Here is a 22,336-nt window from a genome sequence, read left to right on the forward strand (position 1 = left end):
CGTAGAGATTGTAGAAACGTTTCAGTGCTCTACCGTGAGCCGAAATTGTTGAAAGGAATCGGATACCGCAAAAAAAGCATTCATACATTGAGTTTCAGTGCTCTACCGTGAGCCGAAATTGTTGAAAGGGAGGAGGTCGACTTTGGTATTTACTCGCTCTCCCTGAAGTTTCAGTGCTCTACCGTGAGCCGAAATTGTTGAAAGGGTGCAAAATACGTGAAATTATCCCCTGATTTCTCTCTAGAAGTTTCAGTGCTCTACCGTGAGCCGAAATTGTTGAAAGCATGCAGAAAACGTAGACAAGTTGTATGAGCTTTCTGTTTCAGTGCTCTACCGTGAGCCGAAATTGTTGAAAGAGATGTAGAAAACGTATACAGTGTTGTTGATTCCCAGTTTCAGTGCTCTACCGTGAGCCGAAATTGTTGAAAGACTTGTTATCGCTGATAAAACGTGGATCAAACAGTAGTTTCAGTGCTCTACCGTGAGCCGAAATTGTTGAAAGTCGATACCGCATCTAGTGCTGCCTGAACGCTTTCGGTTTCAGTGCTCTACCGTGAGCCGAAATTGTTGAAAGCTCGATGCTTTCGTGACTCTGCTCTGGATAAGCCGTTTCAGTGCTCTACCGTGAGCCGAAATTGTTGAAAGACTACATCATTTGGCAATACTACCGCATACGTGTCATCGTTTCAGTGCTCTACCGTGAGCCGAAATTGTTGAAAGTTGATGTATCAAGCGGATACACAAAAACACTCGATGTTTCAGTGCTCTACCGTGAGCCGAAATTGTTGAAAGGTAAATATAAGTTGGTTTCGCTCGGCCAATAGCAGTTTCAGTGCTCTACCGTGAGCCGAAATTGTTGAAAGAATTGATGTATCAAGCGGATACACAAAAACACTCGATGTTTCAGTGCTCTACCGTGAGCCGAAATTGTTGAAAGTCGTTTAACTGATACGCTTTCTCTTGTATGGTACGAGTTTCAGTGCTCTACCGTGAGCCGAAATTGTTGAAAGCTGCGCAGATGGCAGAAACGCTGCTCGATAGCTTTCAAGTTTCAGTGCTCTACCGTGAGCCGAAATTGTTGAAAGACATTTTTGAGAACTCCCGCAACGCAGGGGATTCTGCCGTTTCAGTGCTCTACCGTGAGCCGAAATTGTTGAAAGCAGTGAGCCGGCTCGTCAATGCATCGACGTCGAGCGTTTCAGTGCTCTACCGTGAGCCGAAATTGTTGAAAGGCGTTGGTAGCGTGGGCGCAAGACCGGCTGTGGGATGGTTTCAGTGCTCTACCGTGAGCCGAAATTGTTGAAAGACATCATAACGATCACGTGATAAAAGCGCGTCAATGTTTCAGTGCTCTACCGTGAGCCGAAATTGTTGAAAGGGTGGTGCCGACAATCGGCACCATCAAAGCGTATACAGTTTCAGTGCTCTACCGTGAGCCGAAATTGTTGAAAGCGTGAATATCTTTTTCTTTACGACACGCTAGCAGTGTTTCAGTGCTCTACCGTGAGCCGAAATTGTTGAAAGTATTGATGTGACACCGGTAAGCGACACAAGTCGTTGAAGTTTCAGTGCTCTACCGTGAGCCGAAATTGTTGAAAGCAATAGAAACACTAGAAAAAGACTACACAGTAGACACAAGTTTCAGTGCTCTACCGTGAGCCGAAATTGTTGAAAGACATCATAACGATCACGTGATAAAAGCGCGTCAATGTTTCAGTGCTCTACCGTGAGCCGAAATTGTTGAAAGCGTCAAAAATCCGACGGCAGTCGAAAGCATGTATGTTGTTTCAGTGCTCTACCGTGAGCCGAAATTGTTGAAAGAACACGTACTCGTGTTCGTCCTAATGACGGGTTTAATGTTTCAGTGCTCTACCGTGAGCCGAAATTGTTGAAAGCGTTGGGGATTGGGTTAGGGTTGCAAGCGGCGGTGCAGTTTCAGTGCTCTACCGTGAGCCGAAATTGTTGAAAGCCAGGCCAATGAAAAAATTACACAATATAACAGTTCGTTTCAGTGCTCTACCGTGAGCCGAAATTGTTGAAAGGCCTTATCGATGCGTACCGGCAGTTGGAAGCAGCGCGTTTCAGTGCTCTACCGTGAGCCGAAATTGTTGAAAGCGCCGGTTCTTATCAAGAATATGTTGCTGCTGTTCAGCGTTTCAGTGCTCTACCGTGAGCCGAAATTGTTGAAAGATTGATAATTTGCTGCGCGACTTGATCGATCATCGTGTTTCAGTGCTCTACCGTGAGCCGAAATTGTTGAAAGGATAGCGGAAGCGGAGGCGGAAGGTAAGACAGATGAAGGTTTCAGTGCTCTACCGTGAGCCGAAATTGTTGAAAGCCGCGAACTCGTGGTCGAAGACGAACGGATGGCGTCGGTTTCAGTGCTCTACCGTGAGCCGAAATTGTTGAAAGTAGAGCGCGTCCAGCAGCAAATTATCCAACAGGCCGAAGTTTCAGTGCTCTACCGTGAGCCGAAATTGTTGAAAGCGAACGCAAAGCAGAACGCGAACGGTTGTACGCCCAACGTTTCAGTGCTCTACCGTGAGCCGAAATTGTTGAAAGGTGTTTGTCAAGCCAATACAATTGATGTATCAAGGTTTCAGTGCTCTACCGTGAGCCGAAATTGTTGAAAGAAAGCTGGCAATTATCAAGCGCTCAGCGCGCGACCGTGGTTTCAGTGCTCTACCGTGAGCCGAAATTGTTGAAAGCAACTGCCCAACGCACATGGATGCAGATTCAAACAAGTTTCAGTGCTCTACCGTGAGCCGAAATTGTTGAAAGGGGGCAAGAAACGAACAGGGCAGAGTGGATGTCCCCATAGTTTCAGTGCTCTACCGTGAGCCGAAATTGTTGAAAGCCGAACGAAGATACGTGATTTCTGTTACAGTCAAAGTTTCAGTGCTCTACCGTGAGCCGAAATTGTTGAAAGCGATATGCGTATCTCGCGGAGATTGCCGAGCTGCTGTTTCAGTGCTCTACCGTGAGCCGAAATTGTTGAAAGCGAACGCAAAGCAGAACGCGAACGGTTGTACGCCCAACGTTTCAGTGCTCTACCGTGAGCCGAAATTGTTGAAAGGGCGGCATCCGCTGTGCCAGCGAGCGGCATAAGAATGGTTTCAGTGCTCTACCGTGAGCCGAAATTGTTGAAAGGGTGTGTTGCGCGTGACGCTGCGCGCCGATCACCCCAGTTTCAGTGCTCTACCGTGAGCCGAAATTGTTGAAAGAACTGCGTGACATCCGCTAGTCGCAGTTCGGCAAAAGTTTCAGTGCTCTACCGTGAGCCGAAATTGTTGAAAGACGATTGTACGTCCGCGTTATTAACGCCCGAATGGACAGTTTCAGTGCTCTACCGTGAGCCGAAATTGTTGAAAGAACAAATTGAATAAACGGCGGGGGAAGCGGGCGGAATATGGTTTCAGTGCTCTACCGTGAGCCGAAATTGTTGAAAGATACTCACATAGAAACTTGCCCCATAACGCGACAGAAGTTTCAGTGCTCTACCGTGAGCCGAAATTGTTGAAAGCTTTTGTCATCTGTAAATACCCATGCATACGACAACTGGTTTCAGTGCTCTACCGTGAGCCGAAATTGTTGAAAGATACCGTTACCACGGTGTACGGTAATAGTACGAAGGTTTCAGTGCTCTACCGTGAGCCGAAATTGTTGAAAGCTCGTACTCTTTTCCCGTGACTGCCGCGGCTAACGCCGGTTTCAGTGCTCTACCGTGAGCCGAAATTGTTGAAAGACCCGATCCAACGAAATGATCATTTCGACGCCGGGAAGTTTCAGTGCTCTACCGTGAGCCGAAATTGTTGAAAGGAAGTACGAACTGATTATGCGGTTCGCGCGGCAAGAATGTTTCAGTGCTCTACCGTGAGCCGAAATTGTTGAAAGAGGGAGAACCCTCCGGTCGTGGAACAACCTCTCTCGAGTTTCAGTGCTCTACCGTGAGCCGAAATTGTTGAAAGGCTATGGTATACTGTTGCCATAGCGCGCCACGAGGAAGTTTCAGTGCTCTACCGTGAGCCGAAATTGTTGAAAGTCTATGTTGTTTACAAATCATACAGTGTCATTTCAGTTTCAGTGCTCTACCGTGAGCCGAAATTGTTGAAAGGCACGTATCGGGATGGATCGTCATTATCCGTCTCTTTGTTTCAGTGCTCTACCGTGAGCCGAAATTGTTGAAAGCCATGCCGTACTGGTGAGCGGCGAACAGCGAAAAGCGTGTTTCAGTGCTCTACCGTGAGCCGAAATTGTTGAAAGCAAAAGAGACGTGAAGAGATTGAAAGCGCTGATGTTGCGTTTCAGTGCTCTACCGTGAGCCGAAATTGTTGAAAGGAAACCATATATTGAGCTAATGAAACCGCGTGACACCAGGTTTCAGTGCTCTACCGTGAGCCGAAATTGTTGAAAGAACTTGCCGCGCTCGATGGGTTCTGCCGACGCGATGGAAGTTTCAGTGCTCTACCGTGAGCCGAAATTGTTGAAAGTTAGTCATGACTATACCTATTTTATCGTACCGTGAGTTTCAGTGCTCTACCGTGAGCCGAAATTGTTGAAAGCAAAATCAAACGTATCGCCAGCTAAAACAATGTGATCGTTTCAGTGCTCTACCGTGAGCCGAAATTGTTGAAAGCTAGATAAAGCGCTTTTTATTCCGTTATTGCATCAAGTTTCAGTGCTCTACCGTGAGCCGAAATTGTTGAAAGGCTCACGGAACCAGACTGACAGTTTTTTGCCCGTCCGTTTCAGTGCTCTACCGTGAGCCGAAATTGTTGAAAGCCATCGTCGTCCGCGCCGCCGCGGACGATGGTGGGTTTCAGTGCTCTACCGTGAGCCGAAATTGTTGAAAGCCTTTTGCAGTTCCGCTCGCCCGTGCCGGGCGAGGTTTCAGTGCTCTACCGTGAGCCGAAATTGTTGAAAGTTGGTCCGCTTCTTCGTGTTCACCGGCGCGTATGGCGGTTTCAGTGCTCTACCGTGAGCCGAAATTGTTGAAAGTTCCTCCTCCTAGCCGCGTCGACGCGTCGTACCGAGTTTCAGTGCTCTACCGTGAGCCGAAATTGTTGAAAGTGCACGTGTACAACCCGCGTTTGTCTGACGCGCCGGAGTTTCAGTGCTCTACCGTGAGCCGAAATTGTTGAAAGCCGCGTTTTGATCGCGCTCGGAAGTTGTTCAAACGCGTTTCAGTGCTCTACCGTGAGCCGAAATTGTTGAAAGATTGTGTCGGTTGACCTAGAGACGACAGGGTTACAGGTTTCAGTGCTCTACCGTGAGCCGAAATTGTTGAAAGTTGATATTGTCTGATGTTCCCATATGATACAGCGTGTTTCAGTGCTCTACCGTGAGCCGAAATTGTTGAAAGATAACACCGATGCGCGCTGTGCCGCGATGAGTTGATGTTTCAGTGCTCTACCGTGAGCCGAAATTGTTGAAAGATGCATGACGCAGCGTTGCAATGGGCGCGGCAGGTATGGAGTTTCAGTGCTCTACCGTGAGCCGAAATTGTTGAAAGCGACAGGGATTGACCCTGCAAGCGCGACGGCGCGCGCATGTTTCAGTGCTCTACCGTGAGCCGAAATTGTTGAAAGGTGAAACGCGACGAGCGCGACCGCCGGCGAATTACGGTTTCAGTGCTCTACCGTGAGCCGAAATTGTTGAAAGAAACGAATGAAAAATGTATTCGTCTTGCGATGGATGTTTCAGTGCTCTACCGTGAGCCGAAATTGTTGAAAGCGCATATGTGCTGGAGCTGGGCAGTTACGACGTGAAGTTTCAGTGCTCTACCGTGAGCCGAAATTGTTGAAAGTCTTAGAGCGGCAGACGGTCTGGCTCATCGAAGCGGTTTCAGTGCTCTACCGTGAGCCGAAATTGTTGAAAGCGGTCTCCCCCAGCGAAACCCTACCCGCGCAACGTCAGTTTCAGTGCTCTACCGTGAGCCGAAATTGTTGAAAGCTCACGCAGCAACCGCGTCAGCGCCCACACCGTCTCGGTTTCAGTGCTCTACCGTGAGCCGAAATTGTTGAAAGCGGACAGGCGTGTTGGATTCGAGTTCGAACAACTGACGTTTCAGTGCTCTACCGTGAGCCGAAATTGTTGAAAGATTACGAGCGAATGATCCGGTTCCGCTGCGATACATGTTTCAGTGCTCTACCGTGAGCCGAAATTGTTGAAAGTCATGTTGCTGCATCGATTTATGATGTTGTCGCTTCAGCGTTTCAGTGCTCTACCGTGAGCCGAAATTGTTGAAAGGTATCTGTTCCGCAATCGTCGCACCGATCTTCTTCGCGTTTCAGTGCTCTACCGTGAGCCGAAATTGTTGAAAGCGACATGTTTGCGCCAGAGCGCGTCGCGCGCGGCGCGGTTTCAGTGCTCTACCGTGAGCCGAAATTGTTGAAAGGAAGTTTTGGCCGGCGTGCAACAGTTGCTGGCGCAACAGTTTCAGTGCTCTACCGTGAGCCGAAATTGTTGAAAGCCGCCGGCGACTGTTTCACCATCGGCGCAATTGCCTTGGTTTCAGTGCTCTACCGTGAGCCGAAATTGTTGAAAGACTACCCTTGCGGTGGGCCAACGGGCAGATCCACAAGTTTCAGTGCTCTACCGTGAGCCGAAATTGTTGAAAGCCAATCGCCGTGTGGTCAATTTCACAGAGGTAAAGTTTCAGTGCTCTACCGTGAGCCGAAATTGTTGAAAGCGACATGTTTGCGCCAGAGCGCGTCGCGCGCGGCGCGGTTTCAGTGCTCTACCGTGAGCCGAAATTGTTGAAAGGAAGTTTTGGCCGGCGTGCAACAGTTGCTGGCGCAACAGTTTCAGTGCTCTACCGTGAGCCGAAATTGTTGAAAGCCGCCGGCGACTGTTTCACCATCGGCGCAATTGCCTTGGTTTCAGTGCTCTACCGTGAGCCGAAATTGTTGAAAGACTACCCTTGCGGTGGGCCAACGGGCAGATCCACAAGTTTCAGTGCTCTACCGTGAGCCGAAATTGTTGAAAGCCAATCGCCGTGTGGTCAATTTCACAGAGGTAAAGTTTCAGTGCTCTACCGTGAGCCGAAATTGTTGAAAGCGTATGCGATTAAAGTCATTCAGTCGAATATCAATCGATGTTTCAGTGCTCTACCGTGAGCCGAAATTGTTGAAAGCACAATGCTTCGTCCGCAAACGTCTGGACAAGTTTTGTTTCAGTGCTCTACCGTGAGCCGAAATTGTTGAAAGGCATTGCGCGTACATTGCGCGCCAAAAAAAAGCGCGGTTTCAGTGCTCTACCGTGAGCCGAAATTGTTGAAAGCCGATGGCCGTCCAGTGCCGGTTAGGGCACTGGAGTTTCAGTGCTCTACCGTGAGCCGAAATTGTTGAAAGTTTTCCATTTTCTTCCTCCTCCTAGCCGCGTCGACGGTTTCAGTGCTCTACCGTGAGCCGAAATTGTTGAAAGTGATTTGACGTGAGTGCGCCAATCGCACTCACGGGAGTTTCAGTGCTCTACCGTGAGCCGAAATTGTTGAAAGCAATTTTTTCCGAAGCAAATGGTGTGTATTTATGCTGTTTCAGTGCTCTACCGTGAGCCGAAATTGTTGAAAGGCAGATGCGCGAACCACACCGCGCGCGTCTGGCTCTCGTTTCAGTGCTCTACCGTGAGCCGAAATTGTTGAAAGCCCAGCAGTGCGACTAGCGACGCGATCCAGCGGATGTTTCAGTGCTCTACCGTGAGCCGAAATTGTTGAAAGGTTACGCGCGAAACGGTGCGCCAGTGGGTTGAGAGTTTCAGTGCTCTACCGTGAGCCGAAATTGTTGAAAGGACAAACTTTCGGGACGGGCGACTGGCTGACACGTTGAGTTTCAGTGCTCTACCGTGAGCCGAAATTGTTGAAAGGCCAACACGGGCAAGCGGGGATGTCGCGCGCTGATAGACGTTTCAGTGCTCTACCGTGAGCCGAAATTGTTGAAAGACCCGGGAACAGCAGCGGAAAAACTTCTAGCCTTTGTTTCAGTGCTCTACCGTGAGCCGAAATTGTTGAAAGCCCAACCTCTCTCTTCTCCCCCCCGCGCTGTGATCACCCTCGTAACCTGCTCCCAGCTTCTCATAAGCCGTTCTACGCAGCCAGTATACTTCGTTTCGCGCCGCTTCGCAACCGCGATTCGCCATCTGAATCGCAAGTTGATGGCTGCTACTAAACGCCAGCGAGTTGCGAATGCCGTCGATCGCGTTCTGATGCGCATCGCGCCGATTCTCGGCTCGATTTAGGCGCGCCGGCAGCCGCTTGGCGCGACCGCCGGCGCCCAAGTTGCGAATGAACCGCTTTGCGCGCCAGTTTGGCCGCCACTCTCAAACCACGTCGTTGCAGAAGCGGCGGAACTCGCAGTTGACGCATAACGCCCGGCTGCTCGGCGGTGGCGGCATCGCTTCTGTCCGGATGGCTTGCTGAATGGCGTTGATTGTCTCGAGCACGTTGCGCCGGAGTTGCGGACTGATTGGCACTTTTTCCGCTTTGCGCAAGGGGATGTGGTAGATCCAGCCTACTTCGACTGGTATCCCCCATACCTCTTCGATCAGCAGCGCATAGGCCCCGACTTGCAGTTTGAAGTGCGGCCCCGCCGCCTGTTCACTGTCTTTGTAGTCAACCACCACCGCTTTCGCCGCTGGGTCGCTCCGGTTGGGGACGGCAATCGCGAGATCGAGGATGCCTCTCACACCGAGCCGTTCTGACCGCAGGTAGACGTTGAAGAACCGTTCGCCGCTTTTTAAGCCGTAGGTGCGTAGCGACCGCCGCTCTTCGCGATCTTCTTCCGTCCGGTGGCTGGCCGCTCCCTGCCGCATGAGATCGGTCTTGGGCCGGATGGCCGGCAAGCAGTAGGCGTACCATACGACGCGCGGACAGTAGCGCCATTGTTTGATATCGCTGACTTCGATCGTGTCTAGATCAGGCATCGTCATAGTGCTGCTCCAGTGTCCGCCGTTCACCCCACGTTTTGGCGTCGAAGGCGAAGAGTTGGACGTTGGCGGTACGGCCTTTGAGCCGGCGGCTGATTTCGCCGAACAGTGCGCGTTGGTGCGCTCGGCTGAGGTTGCCGGCGAAGGCGCTGTATTGGATCCGTTGCAAGCCGTAGTCGAGGCATGCGTCGGCGACGCGCTGCCGCGCCCGGTCGTCAGGGATGTCGTAAATGACGAGACATTGCATGGCTGGCCTCGCTTACCAACCCATCACGAAGGGCGTGTAGCTCTCGCGTTCACCGCGGACGAAGGTGGCAATGTGGCGCGCTTGGCACTGGAGGATGTGCCGGATCGGTTGCCGTTTGCCTTCATACGGTTCGGTCGATTCGAGCCGCTCGAGCACTTTGCTGACGATCCGTTCGCGGGTAGCCTTATCGAGCCGTCCATCTTCTTCGCGCCCAATCTGCCAGCCGCGGGTGATTTGCCCCAACAATGGCCGGTCAACCACCGCTTGGCGAAATTCTTCGATCAGATCGAGCACCAGACTCGGTTTGCCCGGCCGGTCGGCATGCAACAGACCAGCATACGGGTCGAGACCGGCTAGGATGATGGCATGTTCGACTTGGCCGTATAAGACGCCGTAGCCGTAGTTAAGCACTTGGTTGAACGGGTCGCTTGCGCCGCGGGTTTCGCGCCCCGGCCAGTTGAGTTCAGCCGGCACGAGCAGTCCGATGGCTTGCCAGTAGCGCGCTGCGTAACGGCCTTCGATCCCCATTAGCGCTTCGCGCAGCTCGTCAACCGTCTCACCCTGCAGCCGTTCAACTGCAATCTGATAGTCAACCACTTCACCCGCCACCGCCATAAGCTGTTCATAGACCTCTGGCGCCGTCTCTTTGCGGTTTTTGGCCGCGTAGCGCAAGAGGTTGGCTTGGTTGCCAAGTTTGCCCAGTGTGAAGGCGCGGGCAAGGGCGACGCCGGCCGGCCCGTCGTAGGCGCGCAATTGCGCGCGCCGGGTGAGGACGGTGCCGGTGAGGCCGGCGCTGTAGAGGCTGGCGTGCGGGGTGCCGTTGGCGCTGATGAAGTGGATGGGAATGCCCTCTTCACTGCACGCCCGCACGGCGTCGCTGCTGATCGCTACCCCGCCGCCACAGATGATCACCTGTCGCAGGTGCATGATCGGCACCTCGCGTTTCTCGCCGTTGTCGGTGGTGACTCGCAGCCGGCCTTGGTGTTTGCCGACAAAACTGCCGCGTTCGCTAACGATGAGTTCCATGGCGCAGTCTTCCTTTCTGTACCGGCGTCGCCCGCAATGGGTGACATACTGGTTGTTAAGGTGCGGAAACGATCATGCAGTGCGCTGATAGCTGCGATGCTGGCTCGGTTGTCGCGCGCTGCCGGTGTGTTCATTGATACTCCGAAATGCCTGTCGTTGTCAAGTCCCAACGCCTCGTCGCTGGCATTACGGCAAGACCTCCATCCCAGCCGGGGTGTACCAGCCGTCGCCTTTGACCGCGTTGCGCCCGACGTGGATCAGGCTGCCCCAGACGATCAGCTCGCGCAGGGGCGCGAGCGGCCCGCTGAAGGTGGCGCTGCCGATCAGTCCGCCCACTGGGGTGCGCCGTTGCTGGCGCGACGAAACGCTCACCACGTCAACCCAGCGCGTTTGATCGACCGTTGTCGTGACCTGCTCGGCAATTGCGAGCAGGCCGCGAAAGTCGATCGTCAGCGGGCCAGCGCCATAGGCCCGGCTGAGGTCGTCGAGCCGGCGCATGAGGCGCTGGATCAGCGGCCTAAATGTGATCTGCTTCACCAGCCGGTCTTGGTCGACCAAGCGGGCCGGTGTGTGAAAGGTGAGCGTGATCTGATCGGTCGGCAACCGCGCCGCGTAGTCTTGCACCGCCGTCGCATCGATCGGCAGGCTGGGGAAGTTGACGTTGCCGCCGGGCAGCGGGTAGAGCATCTGCCGCTCGCCGCTCAGCGGGTTGTACGCTTCGATCGCGTTGAGCTTGATCGTGCCGCGCCGGCGACCGAGTTCGGTCAAGCTGATGCCGATCCCGTCACGTTCGAGTTCGCGCACGGCCATGACGATGAAGGGGAAGAAGATGTCGGCTTGACCAAAGAGGGCTAGACCAAACCGGATGGTCTCGCCGGGTTGGTAGCGTCTCCCGCTGTCGCGGGGCGGGCGCACCACATACGGACGCGGGCGCTGCTCGCTGCCTTTTTCGTCTTCGCTGCGCATCGGCGCGACCAGCGCCGCGACTGGACAATGCTGGAACAGCGGGCAGCCGGCGCAGGTGGCGGCGCTTTTGTTGGCGCAGAACCGGTTCCAGAGCGCGTTGGAAATGGCGCCGCGCACGGCCGGCCCGCTGTGCGCGGCTAGCACGACTGGGGTGGCGGCGGTGGCGGTAAAGATGAGATGATGTACCGTCAGACTCATACTTAACTCCAATCCGGATCAATCACGATGTCACTGAACGAGAGACCGTTGCGCTCGTCGTAGGGAAGCTGCACGACCCATACCCGTCGCTTGCCGGTCTCTTCCGCCGGACGCAGTTTGCCTTGGCTGCGCAAGATGGCAAACCGTTGTTTGCTGATGCTGACCAGATAATTGTTTGCTTCGATAAATTGCTCCTCGACTAATCGCTCGACATAGGCGCGCTCGAAACAGTGCGGTACGACATCAACGCCGTCAAACATGCGCTCGAAGTCGTCTTCGCGCTGTTCGTCGCTCTGGAATGGGCGTAACCCGCTGATGATCAGATCGACCTGCTGCGCCATCCGCCGGTAGGCCTCTGTCCATTGCTGTTCCAGCACGGGATCGGCGTAAATGCGGTCGAGCCATTCGTTGGTCGCCGCTTCGTCGATGATCGCGCCGTTGTGCCGTTCGAGTTCGGCCAGCGTGACTCGCACGATATGGCCGGCGCGGGCTGGGTCGCGGTCGCGGCCATAGACGCCTTGCCCGTCATTGGGCTGGCGAAAGACGTAGACTGGGCAGATGCCTTTGGCGCCGCGCCGGTTGGCGCGGCCAAACCGTTGCAAGAGGGCTTCCAGCGGGGCTGGATCACTATATACGGTGTCGAGGTCAATATCGAGGCTGACTTCGACCACTTGGGTTGCAATCAGCGCCAGCGGCGGGCGCTGGCTAGCCTCGCTGGCGCACCGTTCCCGAATCGCCTGTTCGAGCCGGTTGCGGTCGCCGTAGGTAAACCGGCTGTGGATCACGATTAGTTGCTCTGACCCCAACCCGGCTTGGGCCAGTTTGTCGCGCAGCTCTTGCACCCGCGCCACCGTGTTGGCGCAGACCAACACTTGCTGGCCATTCCGCACTTGCGCCACAATTTCGCTGATCGTCGCCGGATCGGTCAGTTCGCCGTCGCGCAGGTGCAAGCGATGGCGGCGGAAGCGGGCAAAGATGTCCGGCGTGGCGCTGATGAACGCTGTCTCGCCGAGCGCCTCGTCCAGACGGTCGCGGATGATCTGCGGGAAGGTGGCCGACATGACGAAGAAGCGGGCCGCGAACTGTTCGCGCAGATAGCGCATCAGACCAGTAATCAACGCCAGCCGCTCCGGTTCATAGGCATGAATCTCGTCAAAGATGAAAGCGGCGTGGGCGTAATCGGCCAGCATGGCCTCAAAGCCGCGCAGTTGGAAGAGCGCTTTGAGCAACTGGTAGGGGCTGAGCACCTTGAGCGGGCGGGCGTGCAGGATATTCAGGTTTTTCTCCCACTGCACCCGCCGCGCCGCCGCCGCCGACCATTCCTCGCCTTCGCGGAAGCGGGCGTAGAGGGCCTGCGCTGCCCGGCCATGCTGCAAACCAACCGCCTGATCGCCAAAGCTGCGCCGGAGCCGGTCGTACATCGCGTTCATGCTGGCCTGATAGGGCAGGGCGTAAAAGATGCGCGCCGGCGGGCAGCAACCATCCCCCAATGCCCAATACAGCGCCGCCTCGGTCTTGCCGCTGCCGGTCGGCGCCATCAGCAGCGCCGATTGGCCGCCGATCGCGCCGCTGCGCCGTTGGTGCTCATAGACCTGCTGGCCCGCCGGGACGAGGCGCTGCGCCAGCGCCGGCCACGTTTCGCTGATCGGCGGCGGCACCCGCTGCACATACGCCGACGCCATGTGATCGGCGGTGGTGATCAGGCCGCGCAGCAAGATGCCGGGCAGGCGCGCGGCGTGGTCATATTCCAGCTCGGCTACCCAGTCGTGGTAGACCTGCAACCAGTAGCGCACCCGCTTGGCATTGATCGTCACCGGTTGCGGCGCGATTGCCTCCGCCACTGTGGCCAACCCGAGCTGCTCGCGCCACGGGTTGGCGCATGTCGCCAGCCACTCGGCCAGCAACCCGGCAGTCTCCGCATCCACTTCGTTGCACAGCTCAACCAGCGGATCGTTGCGCAGGCCCAGCGGATAGGTCTGCGCAATCTCTGGCTCGTCGCGGTGGTGGGAAACGATCGCAGCCACCAGCCACCGCTGTTCAGCGGCGCTAAACCCATGCGCAACCGCGGCCACAAAGGCCAGCGAGAGCACTTCGTGGCGGTGCGGCCACGCCGGCCCGCCACGCAGCCGGCGCTGAAAGCCGTGCGCCGCTTTGCCAAAGTCGTGCAGAAACACCGCCCAATAGAGGCAATGCCACAACCGGCTCTCACCGGCGAGCTGCGGGCGCAACCGGTAGAGATCGGCCAGCCGGCAGAGCACCTGCCACGTGTGCGCCGCCAGCGTCTCGCCACCGTGTTGCACACTCTTCGCCAACAGATGATCGATCGCGTCAGGCCATAGTGATGGCTTCATCGGCGGCTCCCACAAAACTGTGAAACCACAACCCCAACGGCAACCCGTCCACCCGCGGCGCGGTCGGGTCGCTCCAATAGACCGGCTGCTGGTCGCCGAACCGCAGCATCTGCGCGCTCGTCACCCGCTCAGCCAGCATCAGATAGCGGGCAAAGGTTGGACGCCGCCGATCTCGGTAGTTAATCCAACGCGGCATCAGCGTCACCACGCCGGCCGGCGCCTGCGCCGCCAGCGCAAACGGCAGCAGCGTGTGCTCGAAATAGACCTGTGCGGCCGGTTGCAGCTCAATGACCTCGATTTGGGTGTAAGCGGCCAAGTCTTGCGAACGGCCCAGCACGACCGGGTAGCGCGGCGAACGGAAGGCGTCGATCCAGTCCGGCCGGTTCAGGTAGAGCACTAACCGCGGGAAGAGCAGAATATGGCGCTTGAACGGGTTGACGTTCCCTTCCAGCACCTTGCGTTCGCCTCCCGGCAGCTTGCCCGACGCAGCGGATAGCACGTGGATGTGTTCGAGGTCATGGCCCTCGCCGGCGACGGTGAAATGGTACGCGAACGCCAACCCCTCCGGCTCAACCCACTCGCCGAGCGCGCTGCACACATGGCCGTAGATCGTTGCCGGCGGCGGCAACGGGAAGCTCGGTTGCACGCCGAGCATAAAGTGCGGGTAGCGGAAGGAGGTTGTCACCCCTTCCAGCACAATCTTAAGCACTTGCATCACCAACTCCTATGAAGCGTAGACGCAACGTGAGCAAAGGCGCAGAGATTCAAACGCAAAGGCGCGAAGATCGCAGAGAACGCAAAGATATGTTGGTTGTTTTCCCACCACGCTCATACCCCATCCTCAAACCATCTTCGCGCCCTTTGCGAAGCCGGACAGCCGTCCGGCTCTACTGCGTCTTTGCGTTTCAAAACCTCTGCGTCTTTGCCTCCTCTGCGCCTTCCTAATCCAACCACGCCGGATGCTGGTCGCACGCCGCCACAAAGTGCAAGAACGCCTCTCGCGGATGGCTCAACTCGATGCGCGGCAAGCCGTGCTCGGCGGCGCTTGCATGATGTTCAGCCACAAACTGCTCGAACGCGGCCCGCGCCTCGTCGAGATAGCCCTTCACCCATCCCACGTACACCGGCGACAGGATGCCATCGGCAAAGACGCGCAACGCCTCGCGCAGCGCGTCGATCTTGATCTCAGGCTGGCCGGCGCGATTGGCCCCCACCGTATGGTGGAAGATGTGATTCCCGCCTTTGGTCACGGCAAAGATCACCAGCGCCGGACTAACATCGGTGTAATGCAGCGTCTGCTTCGCCCCGCCTTCGAGGTGCGCCATCCCGGTAAAGAGCGCCTTCACCCGCGCCAGCCGCTCCGCTTTGGGCAAGCGGTACGACTTCTCCGCTTCCAGATGCTCGGCGCCGCGATAGTCGCTGATAATCTTGACCCGCTCATCATCGAGGTTGCGGAACCCGGTGCGGTTCCGGTACGAGAAGGTGCCGCACGACCACAGATCGAGCGAGAAGAGCCCCTTGAGCGTCGTGCGGTAGAACTGGTGCTCGTGCGGCACCGGATTCCCCTCGTGGCGCGACATCACCCCAAAATCGTTGGTCGGATTGACCGGCGCAATCGAGACTAGCGTGCTCACCCGCAGCGGCGACGCCCGCGTGATCGTATCCGTCACCGGCGTCGCCTCGTCGAGCATCGTCATCTGCTCACGGCTCTTCTTAGCCGTATCCGACTTGCCCGGCGCGCGCATATACCCAAACAGGTCGTCATCCCAATACTTGATCGGGTTGGCATCGGTGTAGGCGATCTTTTCCTCACGGAAAATCGGCGACGCCTTCCATTCCGGCACCCGCTCTTCGAGCGTGGTGCGCAACCAGTAGCGAAACGCTTGCGCCGAGACATACGGGAAGGCGCCGGCTTTGGTCGTAATCACCTTCACGCCGACAGTGTTATCTTCCCGCTCGCCGGGGATCGCCCCCAAGTTGTTGAGCGCCGACGCCGGCGCATCGATCAAGAAGAGACCGGTCACGAATGCCATTGGGTGTCCTCCTTGTTGCTATCGTTTGTTCCAATCAAAAACCTTTGCGTGCTTAGCGTTCTCTGCGCCTTTGCGTTTGAATCCTCCGCGCCCTCTGCGGAGCCGGACAGCCGTCCGGCTCTACTGCGCCCTCTGCGGAGCCGGACAGCCGTCCGGCTCTACTGCGCCCTCTGCGGAGCCGGACAGCCGTCCGGCTCTACTGCGCCCTCTGCGGAGCCGGACAGCCGTCCGGCTCTACTGCGCCCTCTACACCTCCACCACTTCCTCTTCGCTCGGAATGGCATCGGCGTTATTGGCAATCCAATCGCGCAACTGCTCCACCATACGGATCAACACCAGATCACGCATCAACCGCCAATCGCTGCGCAACACCTCATCGCCTTCCATAAACAGCGCCAGAAAACTATCAAGATCGAACAGCGTCTCGGCCCCGCGCTTATAGCGGGTGTAGTCGATATTCGTCTTGTTCAGCAAGGTCAAAAAGTGATCACTCCGCTGCACGGTAAAGAATTGGCGGAAAAACCGTTTACCACCCTGATAGCGGGTATAATCGGCCAACTTATCGCCCAACTCCTTCAACTTCGCCACCCGATCATCGGTCATAAGCAAAACCTCCTGCACAAATAGTTCAACCAGCGGCCATGAGACAAGATCGGCTTCGCGGCGCGGCGAGTAGTCGCGGCGCGGGTCATCATCGGGCCGGCGCGGTTCGGGAATGCGCAGGAAGTAGATGCGCACAAACCGCGCCGCCTTCGCCGGCAAGTCAAATAGGTCTTCGTACAGATAGTTGAAGCGCGGCTCTCCCGGCTCGGCGGTTTTGCCCCGCTTGCCCGGAGCCGCCGGACGTTGCCAGCTCCGCTGCACCAGCTCGTTCCAGATCGCGCGGTAGGCCGGCGTGTGAACCGCCAGCAAAAAGCCGGTGATCTGCAACGGCAAGTGGTAGATATCGAGCGAAGGCGACTGGCCGTTGTTGAAATAGTAGGCCGTCACCGTTGGCCGCCGCTCGCGCCGCGCTTCCTCCTGCATTTGGCGACGGATAATCTCGGCCAGCGTCTCGATCAGCAACGTCTTCAGGCTGCGCGCCGAACCGGGCAGCTTCTCTTCGCCGGCAGCCTGCGCTTTGGCCACATCGCTCAGATTGCGTTCCAAGAAGCGCTTGGCGAAATCGATTGTCAACTGCTCGTCATCGCTATGCACCGCCAGCAAGCCGCCGCCAACCTTGGCGCAGCCGAGCGGCATCGCTTGCAGAGCCAAGATCGCTTCCGCCGCCATCGGCAAACCGGGATCGCCATTGATAAAGAAGTTGATCGAGTCATCACCCTGCAACAACGGCATCTGCGCCCGCCCCACCCGGCCCGGTTGCAGCTTGCCCGACAACTCTTGCGGCGCTGCCGGCAAACCGGTAAAGAGACACGTCTCGAGCGAGGCCGCCGCTTGCGCCCACTGCCGCAAATGCCGCTCAGCCCAATACTGGCGCTTCTGGCGCGCTTCGGCCTGCTTTGCCGGCGTCAAGCCGGGCCGGTCAGGGTTAAACGCCGATTGGGCAAACCATGCGTTGCTGGTAAACGCCATGGTCAAAAAGCTGCGTAACGGCTGCCGCACATAATTCGCCTCGATGTAATCGGCAATGCGCTGAAAATCGTTCGCGTCAAGATCGGCCAACCGGCGCTTCCCCGCAAACGCGGCCATCGTCGCCAACCCGACATCGACAAATGGATGGCCGGTGTACGCTATCTGCTGCGCCATCGCTCTCCTCCCTCTTCCGCTTTCACCTCGCATCCGTTGCTGTGATTTATACCATCTCACCATGACCAATATGAACACTGCCAGTATAGCACATTAACCATTCACAAATGTGGATTTAAGGGCGCAAAGTGGGCAAAGACGCAGAGATTTTTAAACGCAAAGACGCAAAGGGCGCTAAGAGCGCAAAGTGTTTTGGGGTTGCCCCCAACTCGTTTATGTCCATCACTCAACAATCCTCTGCGCCCTCTGCGTCCTTCGCGCCTTTGCGTTTGAATCCTTTGCGCCGCTGGCCCCTCTGCGCCGCTACCTCGTTTGCGCGACACCCATCAGGAACATAGAAACTCCCCCTTCTCCCGCGGGCGAGAGAAGGGGGCTGGGGGGATGAGGGTACTGAAATCCTACACCGTCTAAATCGTCAACTGATACGCAGTGCCGTTTACAATGACCGTGTACTGGCCGGGGGCAAACGGCCCCTCCAGCGTTATTCGCTGATCGAGCAGCGGCGCAATCGCCGGGCATACCTGCGCGCCGCTATGCGTCGCGCTCACCGTGATTGTGATCGTGTTGCCGTCACGCTGCTGAGTAATACCGGCGAAGGTCGTGCAACCATCGCCGAGGTAGCCGGTAATATGGGCTTGTACCTGCGGCGGATTCGACTCCATCACCAGCAAATCAACCTTCTCAATCGTCACAATGCCGGGCCGCGCTGCCGGCCCCGGGGTTGCGGTGGCGCAAGCGGTCAGCAGTAACATCAACCCGGTGATGACGAGTAACATAATCCGGTGCAACATAATCGGTTCTCCTGTAGCAATCTGGCCTGCAACTCATCTTCTAGACGGCGCCAAGCGCTGTCCGGTTCCATCGCGCCGGTCGCAACGTGGTACAATGCATAGTGCTATGGAACAACGTTGCCTGTATGACTACAACCTAACCGAACTCACCGAGTTGCTGCGTAGCTGGGGCGAGCCAGCCTTTCGCGCCCGCCAGCTCTACCGTCAACTTTATGTCAATCTCGCTGCCAGCGCCGAACAGATGACCGACTTGCCGGCAGCGTTGCGCGCGCGGCTGGCCGAAATACCGCTCTCAACCTTGCGCCTCGAACGGGTGCAGATCGGTGATGAAGGCCTGACCCGCAAGGCGCTGTTCCGCTTGCCCGATGGCGCCGTGGTCGAGACGGTGCTGATGGTCTACCCCGACCGCTCAACCGTCTGCGTTTCCACCCAAGCCGGTTGCGGCATGGGGTGCGTCTTTTGCGCTACCGGCCAACTGGGCTTGCTGCGCAATCTGAGCAGCGGCGAGATCGTGGCGCAAGCGATCTGGGCATCGCAAGAATTGCGCGCGATGGGGGCTGCCGGCCCCGCTGGCCGGGTGACGAATCTGGTCTTTATGGGCATGGGCGAACCGTTCGCCAACTATGACCGCTGGTGGCAAGCGGTTGAGCGGCTGCACGACCCGCAGGGCTTTAACCTCGGCGCGCGCAGTATGACTGTCTCGACCGTCGGCTTGGTGAAGGGGATCGAACGGCTAGCCGCCGAGCAATTGCCGATCAATCTCGCCATCTCGCTCCACGCGCCCGACGATGCCTTGCGCAGCGAGTTGATGCCAGTCAATCGCCGCTATCCGATCGCTGAGCTGATGGCCGCCACCCGCCAGTATATTGAAAAGACGCGGCGGCGCGTCTCGTTTGAATATGTGCTCTTACAGGGCAAGAACGATCACCCGCATCAAGCCATCGCTCTCGCTCGCCTGCTCCGGCGCGAAGCGCCGCGCGGCCCGATGCTCTTTCACGTCAACCTCATCCCGTGGAATCCGGTGCCCGGCACGCCGCTTGGCCGTTCCGAATGGGAACGAGTCACGGCCTTCCAGCAGATTCTGACCGATTACGGCATCCCTTGCACGGTGCGAGTCGAACGCGGGGTTGAGATTGCCGCTGCCTGCGGCCAGTTGGCCGGGCAGCAAGTGATGCTAGTACCGCCAAGCTAAATATGGAGTGCGGCAGTTCCCCTGCCGCATCCCGCGACCAGCCTATGGAGTGCGGCAGTCTTACTGCCGCATCCTTAAAAGAGAAGCACGTTTTTTACAGCGCCATTGAGAACACCTATGCCCGCGATTCAAAATGTCAAAGGAATGCGCGACCATCTGCCGGCTGATATGATGCTGCGGCAGTATATCGTCAATACCCTCACCCGTATCAGCGAAGCGCACGGCTTCGAGCCGCTGCAAACGCCGGTGATCGAGTATGCCGAGACGCTGGAAGGCAAGTTGGGCGATGACGAGAAGCTGATTTACCGCTTTGAAGATCACGGCGGGCGCCGGTTGGCGTTGCGCTACGACCAAACCGTACCGCTGGCCCGCGTCACGGCCCAATACGCCAGCCAACTGGCGCTGCCGTGGCGGCGCTACGCCTACGGGCCGAGCTACCGCGGCGAACGGCCCGCCCGTGGCCGCTACCGCGAGTTTTACCAGTTCGATCTTGATATTGTCGGCAGCGCCTCGCCGCTGGCCGATGCCGAGATCGTCGCGATTCTGTGCGAAGCGCTGGCGGCCCTTGGCTTCCCCGATTTTGTCACTCTGCTCAACCATCGCCAGATCATCGGCGGCATCGCCCGTGTCAGCGGCTTGTCGGAAGCAGCCGCCGGCGGCGTCTACCGCGCGATCGATAAGTTCGACAAGATCGGCGCCCAAGGCGTGCGCGCTGAGTTGCTCAAGTCAGGGGTGGACGAAGCCGCCGCTGACCGCATCCTCGAACTGGTGCAGATTGAAGGCGCACCGGCTGAGGTGCTGGCGGCGCTGGAACAGCGCCTTGCCGGCGATGAGCGCGCGCTGGCCGCGATTGCGAATCTGCGCGCCGTGATCGCCGGCCTCACCGCGATGGGAGTGCCTGCCGACCAGTACCGGGTGGCGCCGCGCTTGGCCCGCGGCCTCTCGTACTACACCGGTGTGGTGTTCGAGGCGATCACTCCCCACTGGCCAGAGGGTTCGCTGCTCGGTGGCGGGCGCTACGACGACCTGATCGGTCTGTTTGCCGGGCGCAACATTCCTACTGTCGGTCTCGCTTTCGGTATCGACCGCCTGCATGATGTGATGCTCGAACTCAACCTCGGCCCGCGCCCGCGCACCACCGCCGTCGCCTTTGTCACCCTGTTCGGCCCCGAACAGGTCGCCGACAGTCTGGCGCTGGCCGCCGAACTGCGCGCCGCCGGGATCAATACCCTCATCGCGCTCGAGCCCGGCAACCTTGGCAAGCAATTCAAAGAAGCCGACCGGCGCGGCGTCCGTCTCGCGCTCGTGCTCGGCCCCGACGAAATCGCCCGCGGCGAGGTGGTGGTGAAGGATTTGCAGCGCGGCGAACAACACGCTTTACCGCGCGCCGCCGTCGCTAGCCTCCTCGCCGAAGCGTTGACCGAAGGCGCGTAGGAGCATTGCCTGCAATGCCCCCGCGTAGGAGCATTGCGGGCAATGCCCCCACCAAAGGTATCCCATGAACTTTACCCGTCCATTGCTGATCTTGCTCCTCGCCGGCGCGAGCTATCTCGCCGCCCAAACCACCGGCCAGCGGCTCTTCTTCCACCTCAGCTATATTCTGGCCGGCCTGCCGCTGGTGGCGCTCGGGTGGACCTTGTTCAACCTCTATGGTCTCAGGATCGCGCGTGAACACGCTAATGTACGCGCCAGCGTCGGCGAATTCACCCGCGAGCGGATCACGATTGAAAACCGCTGGTGGCTACCCAAACTGTGGATCGAGCTGCAAGACGAATCTGACCTGCCGAACCACGAACCCGGCTTTGTCGCCTATTTAGGCGCTCGCGAAACGACCCGCTGGACGACCCGCACCCTCTGTACCCAGCGCGGTCGCTTCCGGCTCGGGCCAACCCGCATTATCAGTAGCGATCCGTTTGGCCTGTTTCGCTTCTCGCGCCTCATCCCCGGCAGCGGCGAAATCATTGTCTATCCGCCTACCGAAGAGCTTACCGCGTTTCGCCTCCCCGGCGCTGAATTATCGACCGGATCGAGCAGTCTGATCCGCGCCCACAGCATCACCCCCAACGTCGCCACAATCCGCGACTACCAACCCGGCGATAGTTTCAACCGCATCCACTGGCGCAGCACTGCCCGCCACGGGCGGTTGATGGTCAAAGAATTTGAGCTTGACCCCGCCGCTGACATCTATCTCGTGCTTGACCTCAACGAACGGGCCGTCGTGCGCATGCCAACCGAGTCAGCCTCCATCGACGAACGCGCAATCGCGCCGTGGTGGCAACGCCAACCGCCGGCGCGCCGCCGTCCGCCGCCCGATTCCACCGAAGAGCATGCCGTTAACGTCGCCGCTGCGCTGGCCCGCACCTTGCTAGCCCAAAACCGGATCGTTGGCTTGCTGGCGTGGAGCGAACGGCTGGAAGTCATCCCTGCCGAACGCGAAGAGCGCCAACTATGGAAGATGCTTGAACTGTTGGCCGTCGTGCGTGCGACCGGCCAACACTCACTCGCCGAGCTGCTGGTTGCCGAAGGGCAACGGTTTGGCCGCGACACGACCCTCATTATTATCACTTCTGACCTCGACCCGCGCTGGGTGACGGCGCTGCAACACCATCTCTACCGCGGCATTCGGGCCGCAGTGATCGTCATCGATCCGCTCAGCTACGGCGGCTGGAATGATCCGGAGCCATTGCTCAACCATCTCGCCGGTCTAAAGATTGATGTGTACCGGCTGCAACGCGGTGATGCGCTCGCCGATGCCTTGCGCCAACCGCTCGTGCTAGCGGCATAAAGACAACCCTTCCGCGTTACGTGGGTGACGTGCGCGTACGTCCTTGCGAGGGAGTGGCGGCCCCAGCGCAGCGCAGGGC

General features: G+C 57.7%; 12 protein-coding genes and 1 CRISPR repeat array (1 of these 13 only partly in view). Of the genes, 3 read left to right on the forward strand and 9 right to left on the reverse strand.

Features of this window, described 5'->3' with window-relative positions:
* Window positions 1-8,011: a CRISPR direct-repeat array (repeat unit 37 nt; unit sequence GTTTCAGTGCTCTACCGTGAGCCGAAATTGTTGAAAG); it begins 14,869 nt to the left of the window's first position.
* A 305-nt stretch (window positions 8,012-8,316) separates the two neighbouring features.
* From cas4 to A6A03_RS16465, 9 genes are all read right to left on the reverse strand, one after another.
* The gene (cas4, locus tag A6A03_RS16425) at window positions 8,317-8,925 is read right to left on the reverse strand and encodes a CRISPR-associated protein Cas4 (protein WP_066790441.1); all 609 of its coding nucleotides are present in this window, start codon (window positions 8,923-8,925) and stop codon (window positions 8,317-8,319) included.
* Entirely contained in the window at window positions 8,912-9,169 is a 258-nt protein-coding gene (cas2, locus tag A6A03_RS16430) for a CRISPR-associated endonuclease Cas2 (RefSeq protein WP_066790443.1), read from the reverse strand. The genes cas4 and cas2 overlap by 14 nt, the downstream gene beginning before the upstream one ends.
* Window positions 9,170-9,181: 12 nt before the next feature.
* Window positions 9,182-10,195, reverse strand: a complete 1,014-nt coding sequence (gene cas1, locus A6A03_RS16435) for a CRISPR-associated endonuclease Cas1 (RefSeq protein ID WP_066790445.1) — start codon at window positions 10,193-10,195, stop codon at window positions 9,182-9,184.
* Window positions 10,196-10,381: 186 nt separating this feature from the next.
* Window positions 10,382-11,359 carry a CRISPR system precrRNA processing endoribonuclease RAMP protein Cas6 gene (gene cas6 / locus A6A03_RS16440; RefSeq protein WP_066790448.1) on the reverse strand — a complete coding sequence of 326 codons (978 nt, stop codon included), beginning with the start codon at window positions 11,357-11,359 and terminating at the stop codon, window positions 10,382-10,384.
* Between the two features lie 2 nt (window positions 11,360-11,361).
* Entirely contained in the window at window positions 11,362-13,710 is a 2,349-nt protein-coding gene (locus tag A6A03_RS16445) for a CRISPR-associated helicase/endonuclease Cas3 (protein WP_066790450.1), read from the reverse strand.
* Window positions 13,688-14,425 carry a type I-B CRISPR-associated protein Cas5b gene (cas5b, locus tag A6A03_RS16450; protein WP_066790452.1) on the reverse strand — a complete coding sequence of 246 codons (738 nt, stop codon included), beginning with the start codon at window positions 14,423-14,425 and terminating at the stop codon, window positions 13,688-13,690. Before cas5b ends, A6A03_RS16445 begins: the two co-directional genes overlap by 23 nt.
* Before the next feature lie 226 nt (window positions 14,426-14,651).
* Entirely contained in the window at window positions 14,652-15,743 is a 1,092-nt protein-coding gene (gene cas7i, locus A6A03_RS16455) for a type I-B CRISPR-associated protein Cas7/Cst2/DevR (protein ID WP_066790454.1), read from the reverse strand.
* A 246-nt stretch (window positions 15,744-15,989) separates the two neighbouring features.
* Entirely contained in the window at window positions 15,990-17,489 is a 1,500-nt protein-coding gene (gene cas8a1, locus A6A03_RS16460; RefSeq protein ID WP_066790456.1) for a type I-B CRISPR-associated protein Cas8b1/Cst1, read from the reverse strand.
* Window positions 17,490-17,896: 407 nt separating this feature from the next.
* On the reverse strand, window positions 17,897-18,280 hold the full coding sequence (locus A6A03_RS16465; RefSeq protein WP_066790457.1) for a hypothetical protein: 384 nt from the start codon (window positions 18,278-18,280) through the stop codon (window positions 17,897-17,899).
* 94 nt (window positions 18,281-18,374) lie between these two features.
* Between A6A03_RS16465 and rlmN the strand changes: the two genes are divergently transcribed.
* The 3 genes from rlmN to A6A03_RS16480 all read left to right on the forward strand — a co-directional run bounded on the left by rlmN (window position 18,375) and on the right by A6A03_RS16480 (window position 22,257).
* Window positions 18,375-19,472 (forward strand): dual-specificity RNA methyltransferase RlmN, encoded by a 1,098-nt coding sequence (gene rlmN, locus A6A03_RS16470; protein ID WP_066790458.1) that lies wholly within the window; start codon window positions 18,375-18,377, stop codon window positions 19,470-19,472.
* Between the two features lie 117 nt (window positions 19,473-19,589).
* Entirely contained in the window at window positions 19,590-20,906 is a 1,317-nt protein-coding gene (gene hisS / locus A6A03_RS16475) for a histidine--tRNA ligase (RefSeq protein ID WP_066790460.1), read from the forward strand.
* 64 nt (window positions 20,907-20,970) lie between these two features.
* Entirely contained in the window at window positions 20,971-22,257 is a 1,287-nt protein-coding gene (locus A6A03_RS16480; RefSeq protein ID WP_066790462.1) for a DUF58 domain-containing protein, read from the forward strand.
* The last annotated feature ends 79 nt before the right edge of the window (window positions 22,258-22,336 follow it).

It is taken from the genome of Chloroflexus islandicus (assembly GCF_001650695.1).
Classification (GTDB): Bacteria; Chloroflexota; Chloroflexia; order Chloroflexales; family Chloroflexaceae; genus Chloroflexus; species Chloroflexus islandicus.